15 protein-coding genes and 1 tRNA gene are annotated in these 16,330 nt (G+C 66.6%); 5 read left to right on the forward strand and 11 right to left on the reverse strand.

Annotated elements, in window-relative coordinates; genetic code table 11:
* Positions 1-344 precede the first annotated feature (344 nt).
* Both WS92_RS24180 and WS92_RS24185 read left to right on the forward strand, forming a co-directional pair.
* Complete coding sequence (locus tag WS92_RS24180; protein WP_059934097.1) at positions 345-1,658, forward strand: MFS transporter; 1,314 nt, start codon at positions 345-347, stop codon at positions 1,656-1,658.
* A 140-nt stretch (positions 1,659-1,798) separates the two neighbouring features.
* Entirely contained in the window at positions 1,799-1,981 is a 183-nt protein-coding gene (locus tag WS92_RS24185) for a hypothetical protein (RefSeq protein WP_009913304.1), read from the forward strand.
* A 16-nt stretch (positions 1,982-1,997) separates the two neighbouring features.
* Here WS92_RS24185 and waaC read toward each other — a convergent pair whose 3' ends face one another.
* Positions 1,998-3,020 (reverse strand): lipopolysaccharide heptosyltransferase I, encoded by a 1,023-nt coding sequence (waaC, locus tag WS92_RS24190; RefSeq protein ID WP_059934099.1) that lies wholly within the window; start codon positions 3,018-3,020, stop codon positions 1,998-2,000.
* A gap of 125 nt (positions 3,021-3,145) precedes the next feature.
* Here waaC and WS92_RS24195 point away from each other — a divergent pair, with 125 nt between their 5' ends.
* Positions 3,146-4,843: a chloride channel protein gene (locus tag WS92_RS24195; protein WP_061083880.1), complete on the forward strand. Its 1,698-nt coding sequence runs from the start codon at positions 3,146-3,148 to the stop codon at positions 4,841-4,843.
* Between the two features lie 117 nt (positions 4,844-4,960).
* Here WS92_RS24195 and WS92_RS24200 read toward each other — a convergent pair whose 3' ends face one another.
* The 5 genes from WS92_RS24200 to WS92_RS24220 form a co-directional block, all read right to left on the reverse strand.
* Positions 4,961-5,377, reverse strand: coding sequence for a YXWGXW repeat-containing protein (locus WS92_RS24200; RefSeq protein ID WP_006025607.1), 417 nt, complete (start codon positions 5,375-5,377; stop codon positions 4,961-4,963).
* A gap of 120 nt (positions 5,378-5,497) precedes the next feature.
* The gene (gene minE / locus WS92_RS24205) at positions 5,498-5,752 is read right to left on the reverse strand and encodes a cell division topological specificity factor MinE (RefSeq protein WP_004186076.1); all 255 of its coding nucleotides are present in this window, start codon (positions 5,750-5,752) and stop codon (positions 5,498-5,500) included.
* A gap of 12 nt (positions 5,753-5,764) precedes the next feature.
* A complete protein-coding gene (gene minD, locus WS92_RS24210) occupies positions 5,765-6,580 on the reverse strand; it encodes a septum site-determining protein MinD (RefSeq protein ID WP_059934103.1) in 816 nt (271 codons plus the stop codon).
* Positions 6,581-6,638: 58 nt separating this feature from the next.
* Positions 6,639-7,415, reverse strand: a complete 777-nt coding sequence (gene minC / locus WS92_RS24215; protein WP_059934105.1) for a septum site-determining protein MinC — start codon at positions 7,413-7,415, stop codon at positions 6,639-6,641.
* Positions 7,416-7,568: 153 nt separating this feature from the next.
* A complete protein-coding gene (locus tag WS92_RS24220; protein WP_006025604.1) occupies positions 7,569-8,066 on the reverse strand; it encodes a GNAT family N-acetyltransferase in 498 nt (165 codons plus the stop codon).
* A gap of 1,031 nt (positions 8,067-9,097) precedes the next feature.
* Here WS92_RS24220 and WS92_RS24230 point away from each other — a divergent pair.
* Positions 9,098-9,328: a hypothetical protein gene (locus tag WS92_RS24230; protein WP_059934107.1), complete on the forward strand. Its 231-nt coding sequence runs from the start codon at positions 9,098-9,100 to the stop codon at positions 9,326-9,328.
* A 226-nt stretch (positions 9,329-9,554) separates the two neighbouring features.
* Here WS92_RS24230 and WS92_RS24235 read toward each other — a convergent pair.
* Together WS92_RS24235 and serS are read right to left on the reverse strand one after the other, a co-directional pair.
* Positions 9,555-9,645: transfer RNA gene (locus tag WS92_RS24235), tRNA-Ser, on the reverse strand.
* Positions 9,646-9,755: 110 nt separating this feature from the next.
* Positions 9,756-11,057, reverse strand: a complete 1,302-nt coding sequence (serS, locus tag WS92_RS24240) for a serine--tRNA ligase (RefSeq protein WP_059934109.1) — start codon at positions 11,055-11,057, stop codon at positions 9,756-9,758.
* Positions 11,058-11,214: 157 nt separating this feature from the next.
* On the opposite strand from serS, the gene WS92_RS24245 reads away from it, so the two are divergent.
* Positions 11,215-11,481, forward strand: coding sequence for a DUF2164 domain-containing protein (locus WS92_RS24245; protein ID WP_006025601.1), 267 nt, complete (start codon positions 11,215-11,217; stop codon positions 11,479-11,481).
* 40 nt (positions 11,482-11,521) lie between these two features.
* Here the strand turns inward: WS92_RS24245 and WS92_RS24250 are convergent, their stop codons facing one another.
* From WS92_RS24250 to WS92_RS24260, 3 genes are all read right to left on the reverse strand, one after another.
* Positions 11,522-12,832 (reverse strand): replication-associated recombination protein A, encoded by a 1,311-nt coding sequence (locus WS92_RS24250; protein WP_059934111.1) that lies wholly within the window; start codon positions 12,830-12,832, stop codon positions 11,522-11,524.
* Positions 12,833-13,035: 203 nt separating this feature from the next.
* Positions 13,036-13,746, reverse strand: coding sequence for an outer membrane lipoprotein chaperone LolA (gene lolA, locus WS92_RS24255; RefSeq protein WP_006025599.1), 711 nt, complete (start codon positions 13,744-13,746; stop codon positions 13,036-13,038).
* A 57-nt stretch (positions 13,747-13,803) separates the two neighbouring features.
* Positions 13,804-16,110, reverse strand: a complete 2,307-nt coding sequence (locus WS92_RS24260) for a DNA translocase FtsK (RefSeq protein ID WP_006025598.1) — start codon at positions 16,108-16,110, stop codon at positions 13,804-13,806.
* Positions 16,111-16,330: the final 220 nt, after the last annotated feature.

Here is a 16,330-nt window from a genome sequence, read left to right on the forward strand (position 1 = left end):
ACGCGGCGCGCGACAACGCGCGACGGCTCGCGGCCGCGTCGCTATAATTTCCCGCATCCGCATTCGGCCGCAAGGCCCGCTTGCGCGGCGCGCCCACCCGGCGGGCCGCGCAACGCATCGACGACACGCGGCCGCACGATACGCGGCCGGCTCGCGGGCAAGCGACGGCCCGCGTGGGCGCCGCGTGCACTTTCGCATTGCTGCGCGCGAACCGCCGGCATGCGCCGAGTGCCGCGTCGCGCCCGACTCTCGATTCGAACAAAGGGGCAACGACCGCCGACCGCGCGCGACGAGCGACGCGCGCTCGAGCGAACGCTGCGCCGCCACAACCACCGGAGACCCGCATGTCGGATACCCGTCTTTCCGCTTCCGCCGCCGCGCCGCGCGCCGCCGACACGACGAGCCACCGTCGCATCGCGTTCGCGAGCTTCATCGGCACGGCGATCGAGTTCTACGATTTCTACGTGTACGCGACGGCCGCCGCGCTCGTAATCGGCCCCGTTTTCTTCCCGCACGGCTCGGCCACCGCGCAGGCGCTGTCCGCATTCGTCACGTTCGGCATCGCATTCATCGCGCGGCCGATCGGCTCGTTCCTGTTCGGCCACTTCGGCGACCGGATCGGCCGCAAATCGACGCTCGTCGCGTCGCTGCTCGTGATGGGCGTCTCGACGACCGCGATCGGCTTCGTGCCCGGCTACGACGCGATCGGCGCGCTCGCGCCGATGCTGCTCTGCGTGCTGCGGTTCGGTCAGGGCATCGGCCTCGGCGGCGAATGGGGCGGCGCCGCGCTCCTCGCGACCGAGCACGCGCCCGCCGGCAAGCGCGGCTGGTTCGGGATGTTTCCGCAGCTCGGCCCGTCGATCGGCTTTCTCGCGTCGAACGGCCTGTTCTTCGCGCTCGCGCTCACGCTGTCCGACGAGCAGTTTCGCGGGTGGGGCTGGCGCATTCCGTTTCTCGTGAGCGCGGCGCTCGTCGCGGTCGGCCTGTACGTGCGCCTGAAGATCGCCGAGACGCCCGCGTTCCAGGCTGCGCTCGACCGGCACGAGCGCGTGCGCGTGCCGGTCGCGGCGCTCGTCGCGCACCATTGGCGGCCGACGCTGCTCGGTGCGCTCGCGATGGTCGTCTGCTACACGCTGTTCTACATCTCGACGGTGTTCTCGCTGTCGTATGGCGTGTCGACGCTGCATTTCTCGCGCCAGAGCTTCCTCGGCCTGCTGTGCTTCGCGGTGCTGTTCATGGCGCTCGCAACGCCGCTCGCCGCCGCGGCCGCCGATCGCTTCGGCCGCAAGCCGGTGCTGATCGCGGGCGCGATCGCCGCGCTGCTGTCGGGCTTCACGATGGCGCCCCTGCTCGGCAGCGGCTCGACGGCGCTCGTCGCGCTGTTCCTGACGATCGAGCTGTTCCTGATGGGCGTGACGTTCGCGCCGATGGGCGCGCTGCTGCCGGAACTGTTTCCGACCAACGTGCGCTATACGGGCGCGGGCGTCGCGTACAACCTCGGCGGCATTCTCGGCGCGTCGATCGCGCCTTACATCGCGCAGTTGCTCGCCGCGCGCGGCGGGCTCGCGTGGGTCGGCGGATATGTGTCGGTCGCGGCGGCGATCAGCCTCGTCGGCGTGCTGCTGATGCGCGAGACGCGCGACGCGAAGCTGACGTGAACAAGCCGGCGCGAACGCACTGACGCGGGCGGGCCCGCGTCATCCGGCGCGATTCGTCGTGTCTATACTCGATTGCACGGGCGCCTGCCGCGCAGCGGCGCGCGCAACGCTTTCGGCATCAGCCGACAGGAGCCGTCGAGATGGATCTGATCCGCCTGCAGAACGCCGACCTCGTATTGATCGTTGCGCTGTCGCTCGGCGGCGCGCTGCTGCTTTCCGTGCGCTTCAAGCCGAAAAGCTGGCTCGGCATCGCGGTCGAAGCGCTCGCGGCGAATCTCGCGGCCATTGCGGCCGTGATCGCGTTCGAATTATTGCTGTCCTGAGCGCGCCGGCGCACGCTCACATCGCAGCGACGCGCCGCGGCTGCTCGATGACGCCCGTCGGATAAACACGCTCGATCGCGCCGAGCACGTCGCCGACGCCCGGCGTCGCCCCTTCGTCGCCAATCGACAGCGAGTGCGGCGCGCCGCTCACGCCCAGATGCTGGCGCGACGTCGCGCGAAAGATCATGACCGTCGGCTTCTCGAGCGCATGCGCCATGTGCACGAAACCGGTATCGACGCCGACCACGAGCGTCGCGCGATCGATCTTGCGCGCGACGTCGGCGAGCGTCAGCTTGGGCAGCACGACGGCGCCCGGCGCGCACGCCGCGATCCGCTGCGCCTCTTCCCGCTCGTGCTCGCTGCCCCACGGCAGCAGCACGTGCAGCCCGCGCGCGCGCATCTCGCGCGCGACCGCGCTCCAGTGATCGGTCGGCCAGCGCTTGTCATCGTTCGACGTCGCATGAAAGAACAGCGCGTACGGCCCGGCCGGCTCCGCGAGCGCGGCGAGCGGCGCCGTATGCGGCTCGCGCGATTCCGGCGGCACGTCGAGCAGGTAATCGGCGCGGCCCTGCGGCTCGTAGCCGAGCGCCTCGCCCGCGCTCACGCGCATGCCGTGCCACGCGTCGCAGGCGGGACGCGGACCGAAGCGGCCGTTGTACGCGAACATTGCGCCAAGCTCGCCGAGATCCTGGTTCCGGTAGCCGTAGCGCCGCCGCGCGCGTGCAAGAAATGAAATGATCGCGCTCTTGTAAACACCGTGAAGATCGATCACCGCATCGTAGCGATACGCGCGCAACCCGCTGATCGAAGCCGCGATCGCCTTCAGGTCGGCCGGGCTGCGCGCCTTCTTGAAGCGACGCAGCGGCGCGCACAACACGCGGCTCACGCCGGTGTTCCAGCGCACGACGTCGGCGCACGACTCGTCGACGGCCCAATCCACCTGCACGCCGGGGAACGCGCGGTGGAGGTCCGCTACGACGGGCAGCGTCTGCACGACATCGCCTAGCGACGTGACCTTCACAATGAGAATACGTTTCATTTTTATATGGATGTATCCAACTCGTTAGTTGGGCATTCTAAATAGACAGAACGTCACAAACAGCACAAATTGCGAAGAATTTACATTTGTCCCCACGCCGATATCGTGCTAAGCGCGCAATTATAATGTCACCTTTTTACGCGCCGACGCCCATGCAACGCCCTCGCCTGTTCCCGACCCTCACCCGCCGCACGCAGCGCATCTGGCGCCAATATGGCGTGTTCTGGCTCGGCGCGATCGTGGTCGGTCTCACGGCCGTGACATATGCGCGACTCATCGACTGGGGCTACGAAGCGTTCCGCTCGCTCGAGGGCGGCCGCCCGTGGCTCCCGTTCGTGCTGACGCCCGCGCTCGCCGCGCTGTCCGTGTGGCTCACGCGCCGCTTCTTCCGGGGCGCCGAGGGCAGCGGGATTCCTCAGGTGATTGCGACGCTGCATGCGCAGCCGAGCGCGTTCGGCTCGCGGCTGCTGACGCTGCGCATCCTGTTCGGCAAGATCCTGATCTCGCTGCTCGGGATCGTCGGCGGCTTCACGATCGGCCGCGAAGGGCCGACCGTGCAGATCGGCGCGTCGCTGATGTTCAACCTGCGCCGCTTCTACCCGCGCTCGAACGCGCTGATTGAACGCCAGCTCGTGCTCGCGGGCGCGGCGGCCGGCTTGTCCGCGGCGTTCAACACGCCGCTCGCGGGCGTCGTGTTCGCGATCGAGGAATTGAGCCGCAGCTTTTCGGCGCGCGCGAGCGGCGTGCTGATCACCGCGATCATCATCGCCGGCGTGATCGCGCTCGGCTTGAACGGCAACTACACGTACTTCGGCACGATCGAGATCGGCCAGCATTTTCCGAAAATGCTCGCGGCCGCCGTGCTGCTGACGGCGCTCGTCACGGGCGTCGCAGGCGGGCTGTTCGGCTGGCTGCTGCTGAACACCGGCCGCTGGCTGCCGGCAAGGCTGCTCACGCTCTACCGCGAGCGGCCGATCGTGTTCGCGGCGGCATGCGGCCTCGCGATCGCCGCCGTCGGCGTCGCGTCCGGCGGCACGACGTTCGGCAGCGGCTATGCGGAGGCGCGCGGGCTCCTCGACGGCCGCGAACAACTGTCCGTCCTGTATCCGTTCCTGAAAATGATCTCGATGGTCGCGTCGTATCTGCCCGGCATTCCGGGCGGGATCTTCGCGCCGTCGCTGTCGATCGGCGCGGGCTTCGGCAATCTGCTGCATTTCGTGTTCAGCGGCATGCATCTGCCGATGCTGATCGCGCTCGCGATGGTCGGCTATCTCGCGGCCGTCACGCAATCGCCGATCACGTCGTTCGTGATCGTGATGGAGATGATCAACGGCCACGCGCTCGTGATCTCGCTGATGGCGACCGCGCTGATCGCAAGCCGCGTATCGCGCCTGTTCGTGCCGCCGCTCTACGAGACGCTCGCCGAGCGCTACCTGAAGCCGCCGCAGCCGAAGCGCGCGACGGCTGCGCCCGCCCCCGCTCCCGCACACGCTGGCATCGCGGCGGTCAGGATGCCGGAAGACGCCGAATCGGCGCCCGCCGATCCGCTCGACACGCTGCGCGACGAAGCGACGGACGACGCGCAAGCAAACGCGGCGAACGATGCGAGCGCCGCCGACGGCAATGTCGGCGCGGATGCGGCGGCGCGCGCCGACGACGCGTCGATGACCGCGGCCGATGCCGAACGCGCGGCCTCGCCGCCCCACGCGGGCTCGGTATCGACGCCCGGCGCGGCCGACGAGCCGAATGCGCGCGCCGACGGCTCGACGTCGCCGCCGGGCGACACCGCGCATCGCGAGCCGCGGCATCGTCCCGCTCAATAGATGACGACAGGCGCCGGCCGGTAATACACCGGCCGCGCCGGCACGACGACGCAGCCGGCCAGCGTCAGCGCGACGAGCGCGAGGGCGAACAGGGTCCGTTTCATCGCTCGCCCCTCCTCAGGCCCAGTGGCCGCGAACCCAGACCCAGCCCGGGCCGCGCTGCGACCAGTGCCCCGGCTCCCAGTGCATGCCGACGCGCTCGATTTCCCAATGCCCGGCGATCCACACATAGCGGTCGTGATCCCAGCGCCAGTGGCCGCGATCCCATACGTAGCCGACACGCGGCTCGGGCACGACCTCGTGGCGCACGGGCGGCGGCGCGCTCGGCGCGACGACGACGACTTCGCGCACGGCCGGCTCGATGACGACGGGCGCCGCCTGCGCGACGACGATTTCGTCGGCGCTCGCGACAAGCGGCGCGGCGAGCGCGCAAACGCCCGCGCCCGCGACGGCGAACGGCAGCACGACACGATGAAGAGAGAAAGACATCACGGCCTCCATGAACGATTGAACACGCGACGAGAGCGTATCCATTCAATGCTCAGGAAGGCGTAACGGCGGACAGGCGCTGCGTTACCGGAGGCCCGAAAGTGCAACGAGAAGTAAAGGCGCGCGCGGCGGCGGCGCGCCGCGCGCGATGAGACGGGAAACGCGTCAGGCTTGCGGGATCTCGATCTTCACTTCGAGCACTTCCAGATCGTCCTGGCGCTCGAGGCTCACGCGGATGTCATCGTTCGAAATCTTCACGTACTTCGAAATGACCGCGACGAGTTCCTTTTGCAACGCGGGCAGATAATCGGCGGGCGGCCGGCCGCCCACGCGCTCGTGCGCGATGATGAGTTGCAGGCGCTCCTTCGCGACGGCCGCGGATTTCTTTTTCTCACCAAGTAGAAACGACAGAATCGACATGACGCGCCTCCGTTACTTGGAGCCGAAGAGGCGCTGCAGCAGGCCCGGCTTCTGATAGTCGGTGAAACGCAGCGGCTTGTCCTCGCCGAGGAAGCGCGACACGATGTCCTTGTACGCCTCCGCGACGTCGGTGCCGTCGAGGTGGACGGCGGGCAGGCCCTGGTTGGACGCGTGCAGCACCGCTTCGGACTCCGGCACGACGCCGATCAGCTTGATGCGCAGGATCTCGCTGATGTCGTCGAGCGACAGCATCTCGCCTTCGGTCACGCGTTTCGGGTTGTAGCGGGTGATGAGCAGGTGCTCCTTGATCGGATCCTTGCCTTCCGACGCGCGCTTCGTCTTCGACGACAGGATGCCGAGGATGCGGTCCGAATCGCGCACCGACGACACTTCCGGGTTCGTCACGACGAGCGCCTCGTCCGCGAAGTACATCGCGTGCAGCGCGCCCGACTCGATGCCCGCTGGCGAATCGCAGACGATGAATTCGAAGTCCATCCCGATCAGGTCATTGATGACCTTCTCGACGCCCTCGCGCGTCAGCGCTTCCTTGTCGCGCGTCTGCGACGCGGGCAGGATGTACAGGTTCTCGCACTTCTTGTCCTTGATGAGCGCCTGGTTCAGGTTCGCTTCGCCCTGGATCACGTTGACGAGGTCGTACACGACGCGGCGCTCGCAGCCCATGATGAGGTCGAGATTGCGCAGACCGACGTCGAAATCGATCACGGCCGTCTTGTGGCCGCGCAGCGCGAGACCGGAAGCAAAGCTCGCGCTCGTCGTCGTCTTGCCCACGCCGCCCTTGCCCGAAGTCACCACGATGATTTTTGCCATTTACCTACCCTGTGTTCGTCAATGAGGACCGACCGACCCGTTTGTCGCGCCACGCGTGTCACGTGAGACGCAGCGGTTCGATCATCAGTTTTTCCTGTTCCAGCCGGATCTGCACCGACTTGCCGAGCACGTCGGCCGGCAGCGGGTTCTCGGTGGTCCGATAGATGCCCGCGATCGAGATCAGTTCCGGTTCGAGACACGTGCAGAAGATGCGCGCGTCGTGATTGCCGTGCACGCCCGCGAGCGCGCGGCCGCGCAACGGCGCGTAGATGTGGATGTTGCCTTCCGCGATGACCTCGGCGCCGTAACTGACCGGGCCGAGCACCACGAGATCTCCCTTCGCGTAAATCTGTTGTCCTGAGCGCAGCGGCTTGTCGATGACGAGCGTCGCCGACTGCGCCGCGACAGCGGGCGCGGCGGACACGGCCGGCGGCTCGCCCGCGTCGGCGCCGGCCGGCGCGGGCGGCTCCGCCTGCTGCGCGGGCGCGTCGTCCTCCGCCTTCGGCGCCGGCGCGCGCCGGTCGCGCGCCTCGAGCAGCGGCAGACCCGCGCCCGCCGCCCACACGTGCTGCCCCGGTTGCGCGACGACGCCGATCGCGCGCATCCGCACGTCGCTCAGCATCCCGCGGATGTCGTCGAGCGGCACGCGCTCGTTATCCGCGAGCCGGCGCACGTCGATCGCGACGACGTCATCCGCAAAGAATTCGGGAGTCGCTTCGAAACGCTTGACCAACTCGGCGCGCAACGCATCGAGGTCGGCGGTTTTCACGATGAACAGCAACGTGTCGACCGAGCCGCTGCGCAGTTCGAAGAATGGCGATTTTTTAAGCGACATGGACGTTCTGCAAAAAAATTTTGCGTATTTTACAGGCGTCCGCGCCCGGGGCCATCATTTTCGGGCGCGCCGAATGCGCGCGCGGCGGCCGGCCTGCCCGCGGCACCCCGTCCGGGCGCGGCAAGGAAGGTCCGGGACCGGTTCGCACGCCGCTTACGCGTGCTCGCGCCAGACGAACAGCGACTTCATCGCACCCGGCACGCGGGTGATCGGCGCACGCTCGCCGGTGTCGGCGAAACCGACGTGCTCATAGAAACGGATCGCGCTGCGGTTCTGGTCGGCGATCCACGCGTAGATCTCGCCGGCGCCGCGTGTGGCGAGCCACGCGCGCGCCGTGTTGACGAGCAGCACGCCGCCGCGCAGATGACGGACCGCATGCGCGACCCACAGCTCGCTCACGAACGCGCGGCGCGCGGGCGTACTGTCGAAATACGCGCCGATCATGCCGGCCGGATGGCCTTCGGTGTACAGCACGAACGTGGTCGATTCATCGGACGCCGCGCGCTGCTGCGCGATCGCGGCCGCTCGCGCGGCGTCGACGGCCAGTTCGGCTTCCGGCGTCTCGCCGCTCGCATAGGGCTCGCGCAGCGAGGCCGCGCGCAGTTCGCGATACACGCCGCCCTGATCCGCGGCAATACGACGAACAGTCAAGGTCGAACTCATGCAGGCACAGCCCCCTTCGGACAGCAAGCCGTTAGCTTCAACCGAAAGCGGGGCATGAGTCAAATCGTAATTTTTGAATGGCTGCGAAATGTCGTCGATAAACGCGATATCGAGCGCAATTTCGCGCTTATGCGGCAGCGCAGCAATATGCGGCGGTCGGTCGACGGGACGTGCCGCGCGAAAACGGGCATCAACGTCATGGGTTTGATCAGTCGACGCGTTCGCCTCGCACGTCGTGCGCGCATGGCTCCGATTGGTCGCGCCGTTCAGTTCTTATGCAGTCCGTTCGATCGGAGCGAGTCGGGAAAACCTGTGCGCGCATCGGCGGCGGCTACCGTCTTGCCCCGGCCCGAGCCGCGTCTTTCGACATCGATCGAGCGGTCGAACGTGTCCACCCGCGCACCTCGATTCATTCGCTTCGGTCACGGCGCTCCCGCATCTCCAATCGCCCAATACCTTCATCGAGGCGCACTCCGCATCGCCGAAAAAAATCTCACGCCGATCCAAGGATCAAATCATCCCAATAATCGATCCCCTCGATCAATATGCCGCCGCCTCGTTGGCGCAGGCATATCTGTCCGACAACGATTACCGAAACACCCTCCCGATGCGCCGGCGACGCACGACGATCTCCACTCGGCTCTCGTGTCTGCTCGACATGCACACATGCCGACGACGAACGTCAACGTTCCGTCGTGTCTTAAACTTCAAAGATTCGAGACGATTTTTCAAATTCCGGCATTGAGTCGAACTATAAACAGCAATGGCATGAGTCCGATTTCGCAACCCCCTTGTTCAATTGCCGGCACGCCTACCAAATCTGGGTGTTTAGTCTCGGATCGATTAATTTATTATTGTTTGCGGTCGATCTGCCATTACCCGCGCATTTCGATTGACCCAGTCCTTTAACGAATTTCAGAAAGAGAAATTTCGTTATGGGAATCCGACTAAAACAGACTGATAGACCGAGGTGAAATCATGCGATAAGCGTCAAAAACAGCGCATCGAACACGGTTGAAGTGTCGATCAATCACTGGGGAACGGACGGCGACACCAAGCCGTTCAAGATGGCGCCCGGAGCCAGCGATTCCTGGAATTGCACCGACTTTCGCGGCTACGTCATGTATGTGCAGTTGGGCGGGTCGGCGATGCCGTACTATGTGCTGAGCACCAGCAATATCGTGATCTACGACGACAAGGTGACGGATAGCGGGCAAACGCTCCTTCCCGCAAACAAGCGTTTTGGCTGAGCGCGCGACAAGAAACCGGGCACATTGGCCTCTGAACGGCACCAGGGCGCCGATTGGCGCGACGCGCGGAACAAGCCGAGCGCATCATCGACGTTGACCGCTCACGGCGTGCAACCACATTGCCCGATCGGAACGGATTGTTGATGCGCCGCTCAGCCACGATTCCCGTGACGCAATAGAAAAACCCCCGCAAGCCTTTTGGCGTTGCGGGGGTTTCCTGTGTATCTGGCGGAAAGGGTGGGATTCGAACCCACGATACGGTATAACCGTATACCGGATTTCGAGTCCGGCGCATTCGACCTCTCTGCCACCTTTCCTTTTTCGCTCACCGGCAGGTCATCCCGGCGAAGCGAAGATTATAGAACAACTCTTCGCGGACTTCCAAGTTTTTTCTTCAAAAACTTTTCGAAGCCGCTCGGACGCCCGTTCAGGCCGCGCTCGAAGGCGCGTCGATCCGCTCGACGCCGCCCATGTAAGGCCGCAGCGCAACGGGCACCGTCACCGAGCCGTCGGCGTTCTGGTAGTTCTCCAGCACCGCGACGAGCGTACGGCCGACCGCGAGCCCCGAGCCATTCAGCGTATGCACGAGTTCCGGCTTGCCCTGCGCGTTGCGGAACCGTGCCTGCATCCGGCGCGCCTGGAACGATTCGGTGTTCGAGCAGCTCGAGATCTCCCGATACGTGTTCTGCGCGGGCAGCCATACCTCGAGGTCGAACGTCTTCGCCGCCGAGAAGCCCATGTCGCCCGTGCACAGCGTGATCACGCGGTAAGGCAGTTCGAGCTTCTGCAGGATCGCCTCAGCATGGCCGACCATCTCGTCGAGCGCCGCGTACGACGCTTCCGGCGTGACGATCTGCACCATCTCGACCTTGTCGAACTGGTGCTGGCGAATCATCCCGCGCGTGTCGCGGCCGTACGAGCCCGCTTCCGAGCGAAAGCACGGCGAATGCGCGGTCAGCTTGATCGGCAGCGCGGACGCCTCGACGATCGAATCGCGCACGGTGTTCGTCAGCGAGATCTCCGATGTCGAGATCAGGTATTGCGTCACCGTGTTCTCCGCGCCGCCCTTCTCGACGCGGAACATGTCCTCCGCGAACTTCGGCAACTGGCCCGTGCCGTACAGCACGTCCGGATTCACGATGTAAGGCGTATACGTCTCGCTGTAACCGTGCTGCAGCGTGTGCGTATCCAGCATGAACTGCGCGAGCGCGCGATGCAGGCGCGCGATCGGGCCGCGCAGCACCGTGAAGCGCGCGCCCGACAGCTTCGCGCCCGTCTCGAAATCGAGGCCGAGCGGCGTGCCGACGTCGACGTGGTCCTTCACGTCGAAATCGAACTGGCGCGGCGTGCCCCAGCGGCGCACTTCGACATTCTCCGTCTCGTCGCTACCGACTGGCACGCTCTCGTGCGCCAGATTCGGCATCTGCAGCATCAGGTCGGACACGCGCGCCTGGATCTCGTCGAGCTTCACCGCCGATGCCTTCATCTCGTCGCCGATGCCGCCCACTTCGGCCATCACCGCCGTCGTGTCCTCGCCCCGCCCCTTCATCGCGCCGATCTGCTTCGACAGGCTGTTGCGGCGCGCCTGCAGTTCTTCGGTGCGGGTCTGGATCGCCCGGCGTTCCGCTTCGAGCGCGGAGAACGCGGCGACGTCGAGGGTGTAGCCGCGATCGGCGAGGCGTTTCGCGACGCCGTCGAGGTCTTTGCGCAGCAACTGGATGTCGAGCATGGGAGAACAGGAAAATCGTTGTGTAAGAGGGGAATTCTAACGCACCGCGCGTCCGCCACGGCGTCGGCCAAACGGCCGGTGTCGCAAACCGGGCGTCCGTGGCAGTATCGCGTTGCCGGCATGCGCGCCGGTCCACATCCGCTTCACAGGAGAATCGATGGCCATCGAATTGGACAAGGACGTGCGCGATCGCGCAATCGCGTCGCTGCAACGCTATTTCACCGAAAACCTGGAGGAGCCGATCGGCAATATCCAGGCCGGCGCGCTGCTGAATTTCTTCGTCGAGGAAATCGGCCCGGCGATCTACAACCTCGCGATCGCCGACGCGCAGTCGAGCCTGCACACGCGCGTCGCCGAACTCGACATCGACTGCCATCAGGAGCCGTTCGACTACTGGAAGAAGCAGCCGGCGCGCAAACGCTGAAGCAGCCGACGGACGACCGCCGCCGCCCGCGCCGGCCTCGCTAGTCCTTCTTGCCCGCTTCGCGGTCGAGCTCGCGCAGCCATGCAAGCTTGTCGGCGATCTTCGTCTCGAGCCCGCGCGGCACCGGCTTGTACCAGCGCGGCTCGCGCATGCCGTCCGGCAAGTATGTCTCGCCCGCCGCGTATGCGTTCGGCTCGTCGTGCGCGTAGCGGTACGCGTGGCCGTAGCCGAGCTCCTTCATCAGCTTCGTCGGCGCGTTGCGCAAATGCACCGGCACCTCGCGCGACTTGTCCTGCCGCACGAACGCCATCGCCTCGTTGTACGCGTTGTAGCCGGCGTTGCTCTTCGCCGCGCACGCGAGGTAGAGCACCGCCTGCGCGAGCGCGAGCTCGCCCTCCGGCGAGCCGAGCCGCTCGTAGGTCTGCGCCGCATCGTTCGCGATCTGCATCGCGCGCGGGTCGGCCAGGCCGATGTCCTCCCACGCCATGCGCACGACGCGCCGCGCGAGGTATTTCGGGTCCGCGCCGCCGTCGAGCATCCGGCACAGCCAGTACAGCGCGCCGTCCGGGCTCGAGCCGCGCACCGACTTGTGCAGAGCGGAGATCTGGTCGTAGAAATTGTCGCCGCCCTTGTCGAAGCGGCGCGCGTTCATCGTCATCGCGCTCTCGACGAACGCCGCGTCGATCGTCGTCACGCCCGCGGACGTCGCCGCCGTCTGCGCCTGCTCGAGCAGATTCAGAAAACGCCGCGCGTCGCCGTCCGCGTAGCCGACGAGCGTGTCGACCGCCTTGCCGTCGAACGCGAGCCCGTCGAGCGCCGTGTCCTGCGCGCGCTTGAGCAACTGGCGCAACTCGTCTTCCGTCAGCGACTTCAGCACGTACACCTGCGCGCGCGACAGCAGCGCCGAGTTCACCTCGAAGCTCGGATTCTCGGTGGTGGCGCCAATGAACGTGACGAGCCCCGATTCGACGAACGGCAGCAGCGCGTCCTGCTGCGCCTTGTTGAAGCGGTGGATTTCGTCGACGAACAGGATCGTGTGGCGGCCGGTGCGGTTCAGCGTATCGCGCGCCTGCTCCATCGCCTCGCGGATGTCCTTCACGCCGCCCAGCACCGCCGAAAGCGCAATGAACTCGCAATCGAACGCGAGCGCGGTCAGGCGCGCGAGCGTCGTCTTGCCGACGCCGGGCGGCCCCCAGAGGATCATCGAATGCGGCTTGCCCGATTCGAACGCGAGCTTGAGCGGCTTGCCTTCGCCGAGAAGATGCGTCTGCCCGATCACGTCGGCGAGCGTCTTCGGGCGCAGCGCCTCGGCGAGCGGCCGGCGCGGTTCGACTGCAAACAGGTCGGACATGGACCTTGGCTCCCACGAAAAACGATGGCGGCACGCATGCGCCGCCGGACCGGACATTATGACAGCCGCGCGGCGCAACGCCACGGCGCGCCGGACAGCGGCGCGACGGCCGCCTCTCGAGGCGGCGGCGCGCCGCGCCGAAGAAACGAATCGGGCCCGCCATCGCTGGCGGGCCCGGTCGCGAATCGATGCGGCCGCCGCGCTCAGCCGGTAACGACGTCCGCGCCCTTCGGCACGACGAACCTGAACTGATCGGCCTTGAGCGGCGGATTCGTCTGAATGTTCGTGAACGTGAGCAGCGTCACGTTGCCGAACACGTCATGCAACTCCATCGCGGCGAGCATACCGTTCCTGAAGCCGATGCCGATCCGCTGGAACTGCGTGTCCTGCGCCTTCGGCACCATTTCGAGCCAGTCGATCCCGCCCTTCTCGCCCGCGTCGCGCAGCGTGTAGTTCTTCTCGAGATCGTTGCTGCCGAACAGGATCGCGGCGGGGCTCGCGCCGAGCGCGCCCGCGAGCTTGCGCTCGGTGACCTGGTTCAGATCCTTGTCGTACACGTAGAGCTTGTCGCCGTCGGCCTGCAGCACCTGCTGGTACGGCTTCTGATACGTCCAGATGAACTTGCCGGGCCGCGAGAACACGAAGCTGCCGCTCGAATTGTCGGTGGGCTTCACGGTCGGCACCGCGCCGCTCGCCGCCTTCGACGGCGCCTTGACGATCTGCTGCGTGAAGTCGCCCCTCGCCGCGTGAACCTTCGCGACGAACGCCTTCAGTTGCTCGGTGCCGCTCGCGAATGCGCGCGACGCGACGAGCGCGAGCGCGGCGCCCGCGAGCGCGGCGCGCAGCGTGCGCGCGAACCCGCGCTTCGGCGCGGAACCCGAACCGGTATGAACTGCCAACGACTGATGCTGCATGCTGTGGTTTTCTCCGTAGAGGGCCGGCGCGCGTTCGGCAGGCGCGCCGGCGCGGATTCACTCCGCGTCGCGCGCGGGGGTGAGGATTTCGCGATTCCCGCTCGACGACATCGCCGACACGAGCCCCGACTGCTCCATTTGCTCGAGCAACCGCGCCGCGCGGTTGTAGCCGATGCGCAGGTGGCGCTGCACGAGCGAAATCGACGCGCGCCGGTTCTTGATGACGATCTCGACCGCCTGGTCGTACAGCGGATCAGACTCGCCGTTCGCGTCGCCCGTTCCCGCGGCCGAGCCTTCGTCGCCGTCGACCGTACCGCCTTCGAGGAGGCCCTCGATGTAGTTCGGCTCGCCGTGCTCCTTCAGCTTCTCGACGACGCGGTGCACCTCGTCATCCGACACGAACGCGCCGTGCACGCGCACGGGCAGCCCGGTGCCGGGCGGCAGGTACAGCATGTCGCCCTGGCCGAGCAGCGATTCGGCGCCCATCTGGTCGAGGATCGTGCGCGAATCGATCTTCGACGACACCTGGAACGCGATCCGCGTCGGCACGTTCGCCTTGATGAGGCCCGTGATCACGTCGACGGACGGGCGCTGCGTCGCGAGAATCAGATGGATGCCCGCCGCACGCGCCTTCTGCGCGATCCGCGCGATCAGCTCCTCGACCTTCTTGCCGACGACCATCATCAGATCGGCGAGCTCGTCGATCACGACGACGATGTTCGGCAGCCGGCCGAGCGGCTCCGGATCGTCCGGCGTCAGGCTGAACGGATTCGGGATCTTCTCCTCGCGCTTCTTCGCGTCTTCGATCTTGTTGTTGTAGCCGGCGAGATTGCGCACGCCGAGCTTGCTCATCAGCTTGTAGCGGCGCTCCATCTCGGCGACGGTCCAGTTCAGCGCGTGGCCCGCCTGGCGCATGTCGGTGACGACCGGACACAGCAGATGCGCAATGCCTTCGTAGACGCTCATTTCGAGCATCTTCGGATCGATCAGGATCAGACGCACCTGCTCGGGGCTCGCCTTGTAGAGCAGCGACAGGATCATCGCGTTGATCCCGACCGACTTGCCCGAGCCCGTCGTGCCGGCGACGAGCAGGTGCGGCATCTTCGCGAGATCCGCGCACACCGGCTTGCCGCCGATGTCCTTGCCGAGGCCGAGCGTGAGCATCGACGGCGCGTCCGCGTAGACCTCGGAGCCGAGGATCTCGGACAGCCGCACCGTCTGGCGGCGCTGGTTCGGCAATTCGAGCGCCATGCAGTTCTTGCCGGGAATCGTCTCGACGACGCGGATCGACACGAGCGACAGCGAGCGCGCGAGATCCTTCGACAGATTGACGATCTGGCTGCCCTTCACGCCCGTCGCGGGCTCGATCTCGTAGCGCGTGACGACGGGGCCCGGGTATGCGGCGGCGACGCTCACCTCGACGCCGAAATCCTTCAGCTTCTTCTCGATCAGGCGCGACGTGAATTCGAGCGTGTCCGCGGAGATCGTCTCCTGCGACGCCGGCGCGGGATCGAGCAGCGAGATCGCGGGCAGCGTCGAATCGCCGGGCAGATCGGTGAAGAGCGGCTGCTGGCGCTCCTTCTCGGCGCGCTCGGATTTCGCGGGCGTGACGACGGGCGGCACGATCGTGACGGGCTCGTGCTCCTCGATGCGCACGCGCTCCTCCTCGACCTTGCCTTCGCGCTTGACGGCCGCGGCCTCGCCGAGCTTGCGGTCGCGCTCGGCCTCGCGGCGCAGCTTCGCGAGCGTGAACGCGTTGATGATCGCGTCGCCGACGCGCTCGGCGACCGACAGCCACGAAAAGCGGAAATACAGCGACAGCCCGATCGCGAGCGCGATCAGGAGCGCGAGCGTGCCGCCCGTGAAGCCGAACGCGTGCGACACGCCGCGCGCGACCGCCTCGCCGACGACGCCGCCCGGCGCGCGCGGCAGTTGCACTTTCAGCGACCACATCCGCAACGCCTCGATGCCGTCGCTCGCGAGCAGCACGAGCACGAACGCGAAGCCTTCGGCGAGCCAGCCGGCCGGCTTTTCCGGCTCGTCGGGCAGCGCGTCGTGCCGGGTGATGCGGCGATAGTTCGCGGCGACGCGCCGGCCGAGCAGCACGATGAGCCAATACGCGGAGAGGCCGAAGAGGAGCAGCATGATGTCGGCCGTCCACGCGCCGACGCGCCCTGCCCAGTTCGCGATGTGGTCGACCTGCGCGGCGTGCGTCCAGCTCGGATCGCGCCGGCTGTAGCTCAGAAGCGCCATCAGCAGGAAGGCGAGCAGCGCGACCTGGAGAATCCAGCGGATCTCGGTCAGCAGGCGCGACATCCGGTGCGGCAGTGCCTGGGCCTGAGCGGTATAAGGTGCTTTTGCCATGAATCCGTCAAAAGGGGCGATGAGGCGGCTGCGCGCGGCAGGACCGCCGATCGTTCGATCCGATCTATTGTAAACGCTGCGCCGCCGCGCCAAGTGTAAATGACGGTAACGCGCGGGCCGAGTCGCGCCGAAATGTGCGCGCGCCGCCACAACCGCGCCGCGCGACGCTATCGCGCCGATTGAAAAGTCCATTCGGCGGCGCAGCAGGCAGCCCTTTATA

The sequence above is a fragment of the Burkholderia sp. MSMB1588 genome (genome assembly GCF_001546925.1).
Taxonomy (GTDB): domain Bacteria; phylum Pseudomonadota; class Gammaproteobacteria; order Burkholderiales; family Burkholderiaceae; genus Burkholderia; species Burkholderia humptydooensis.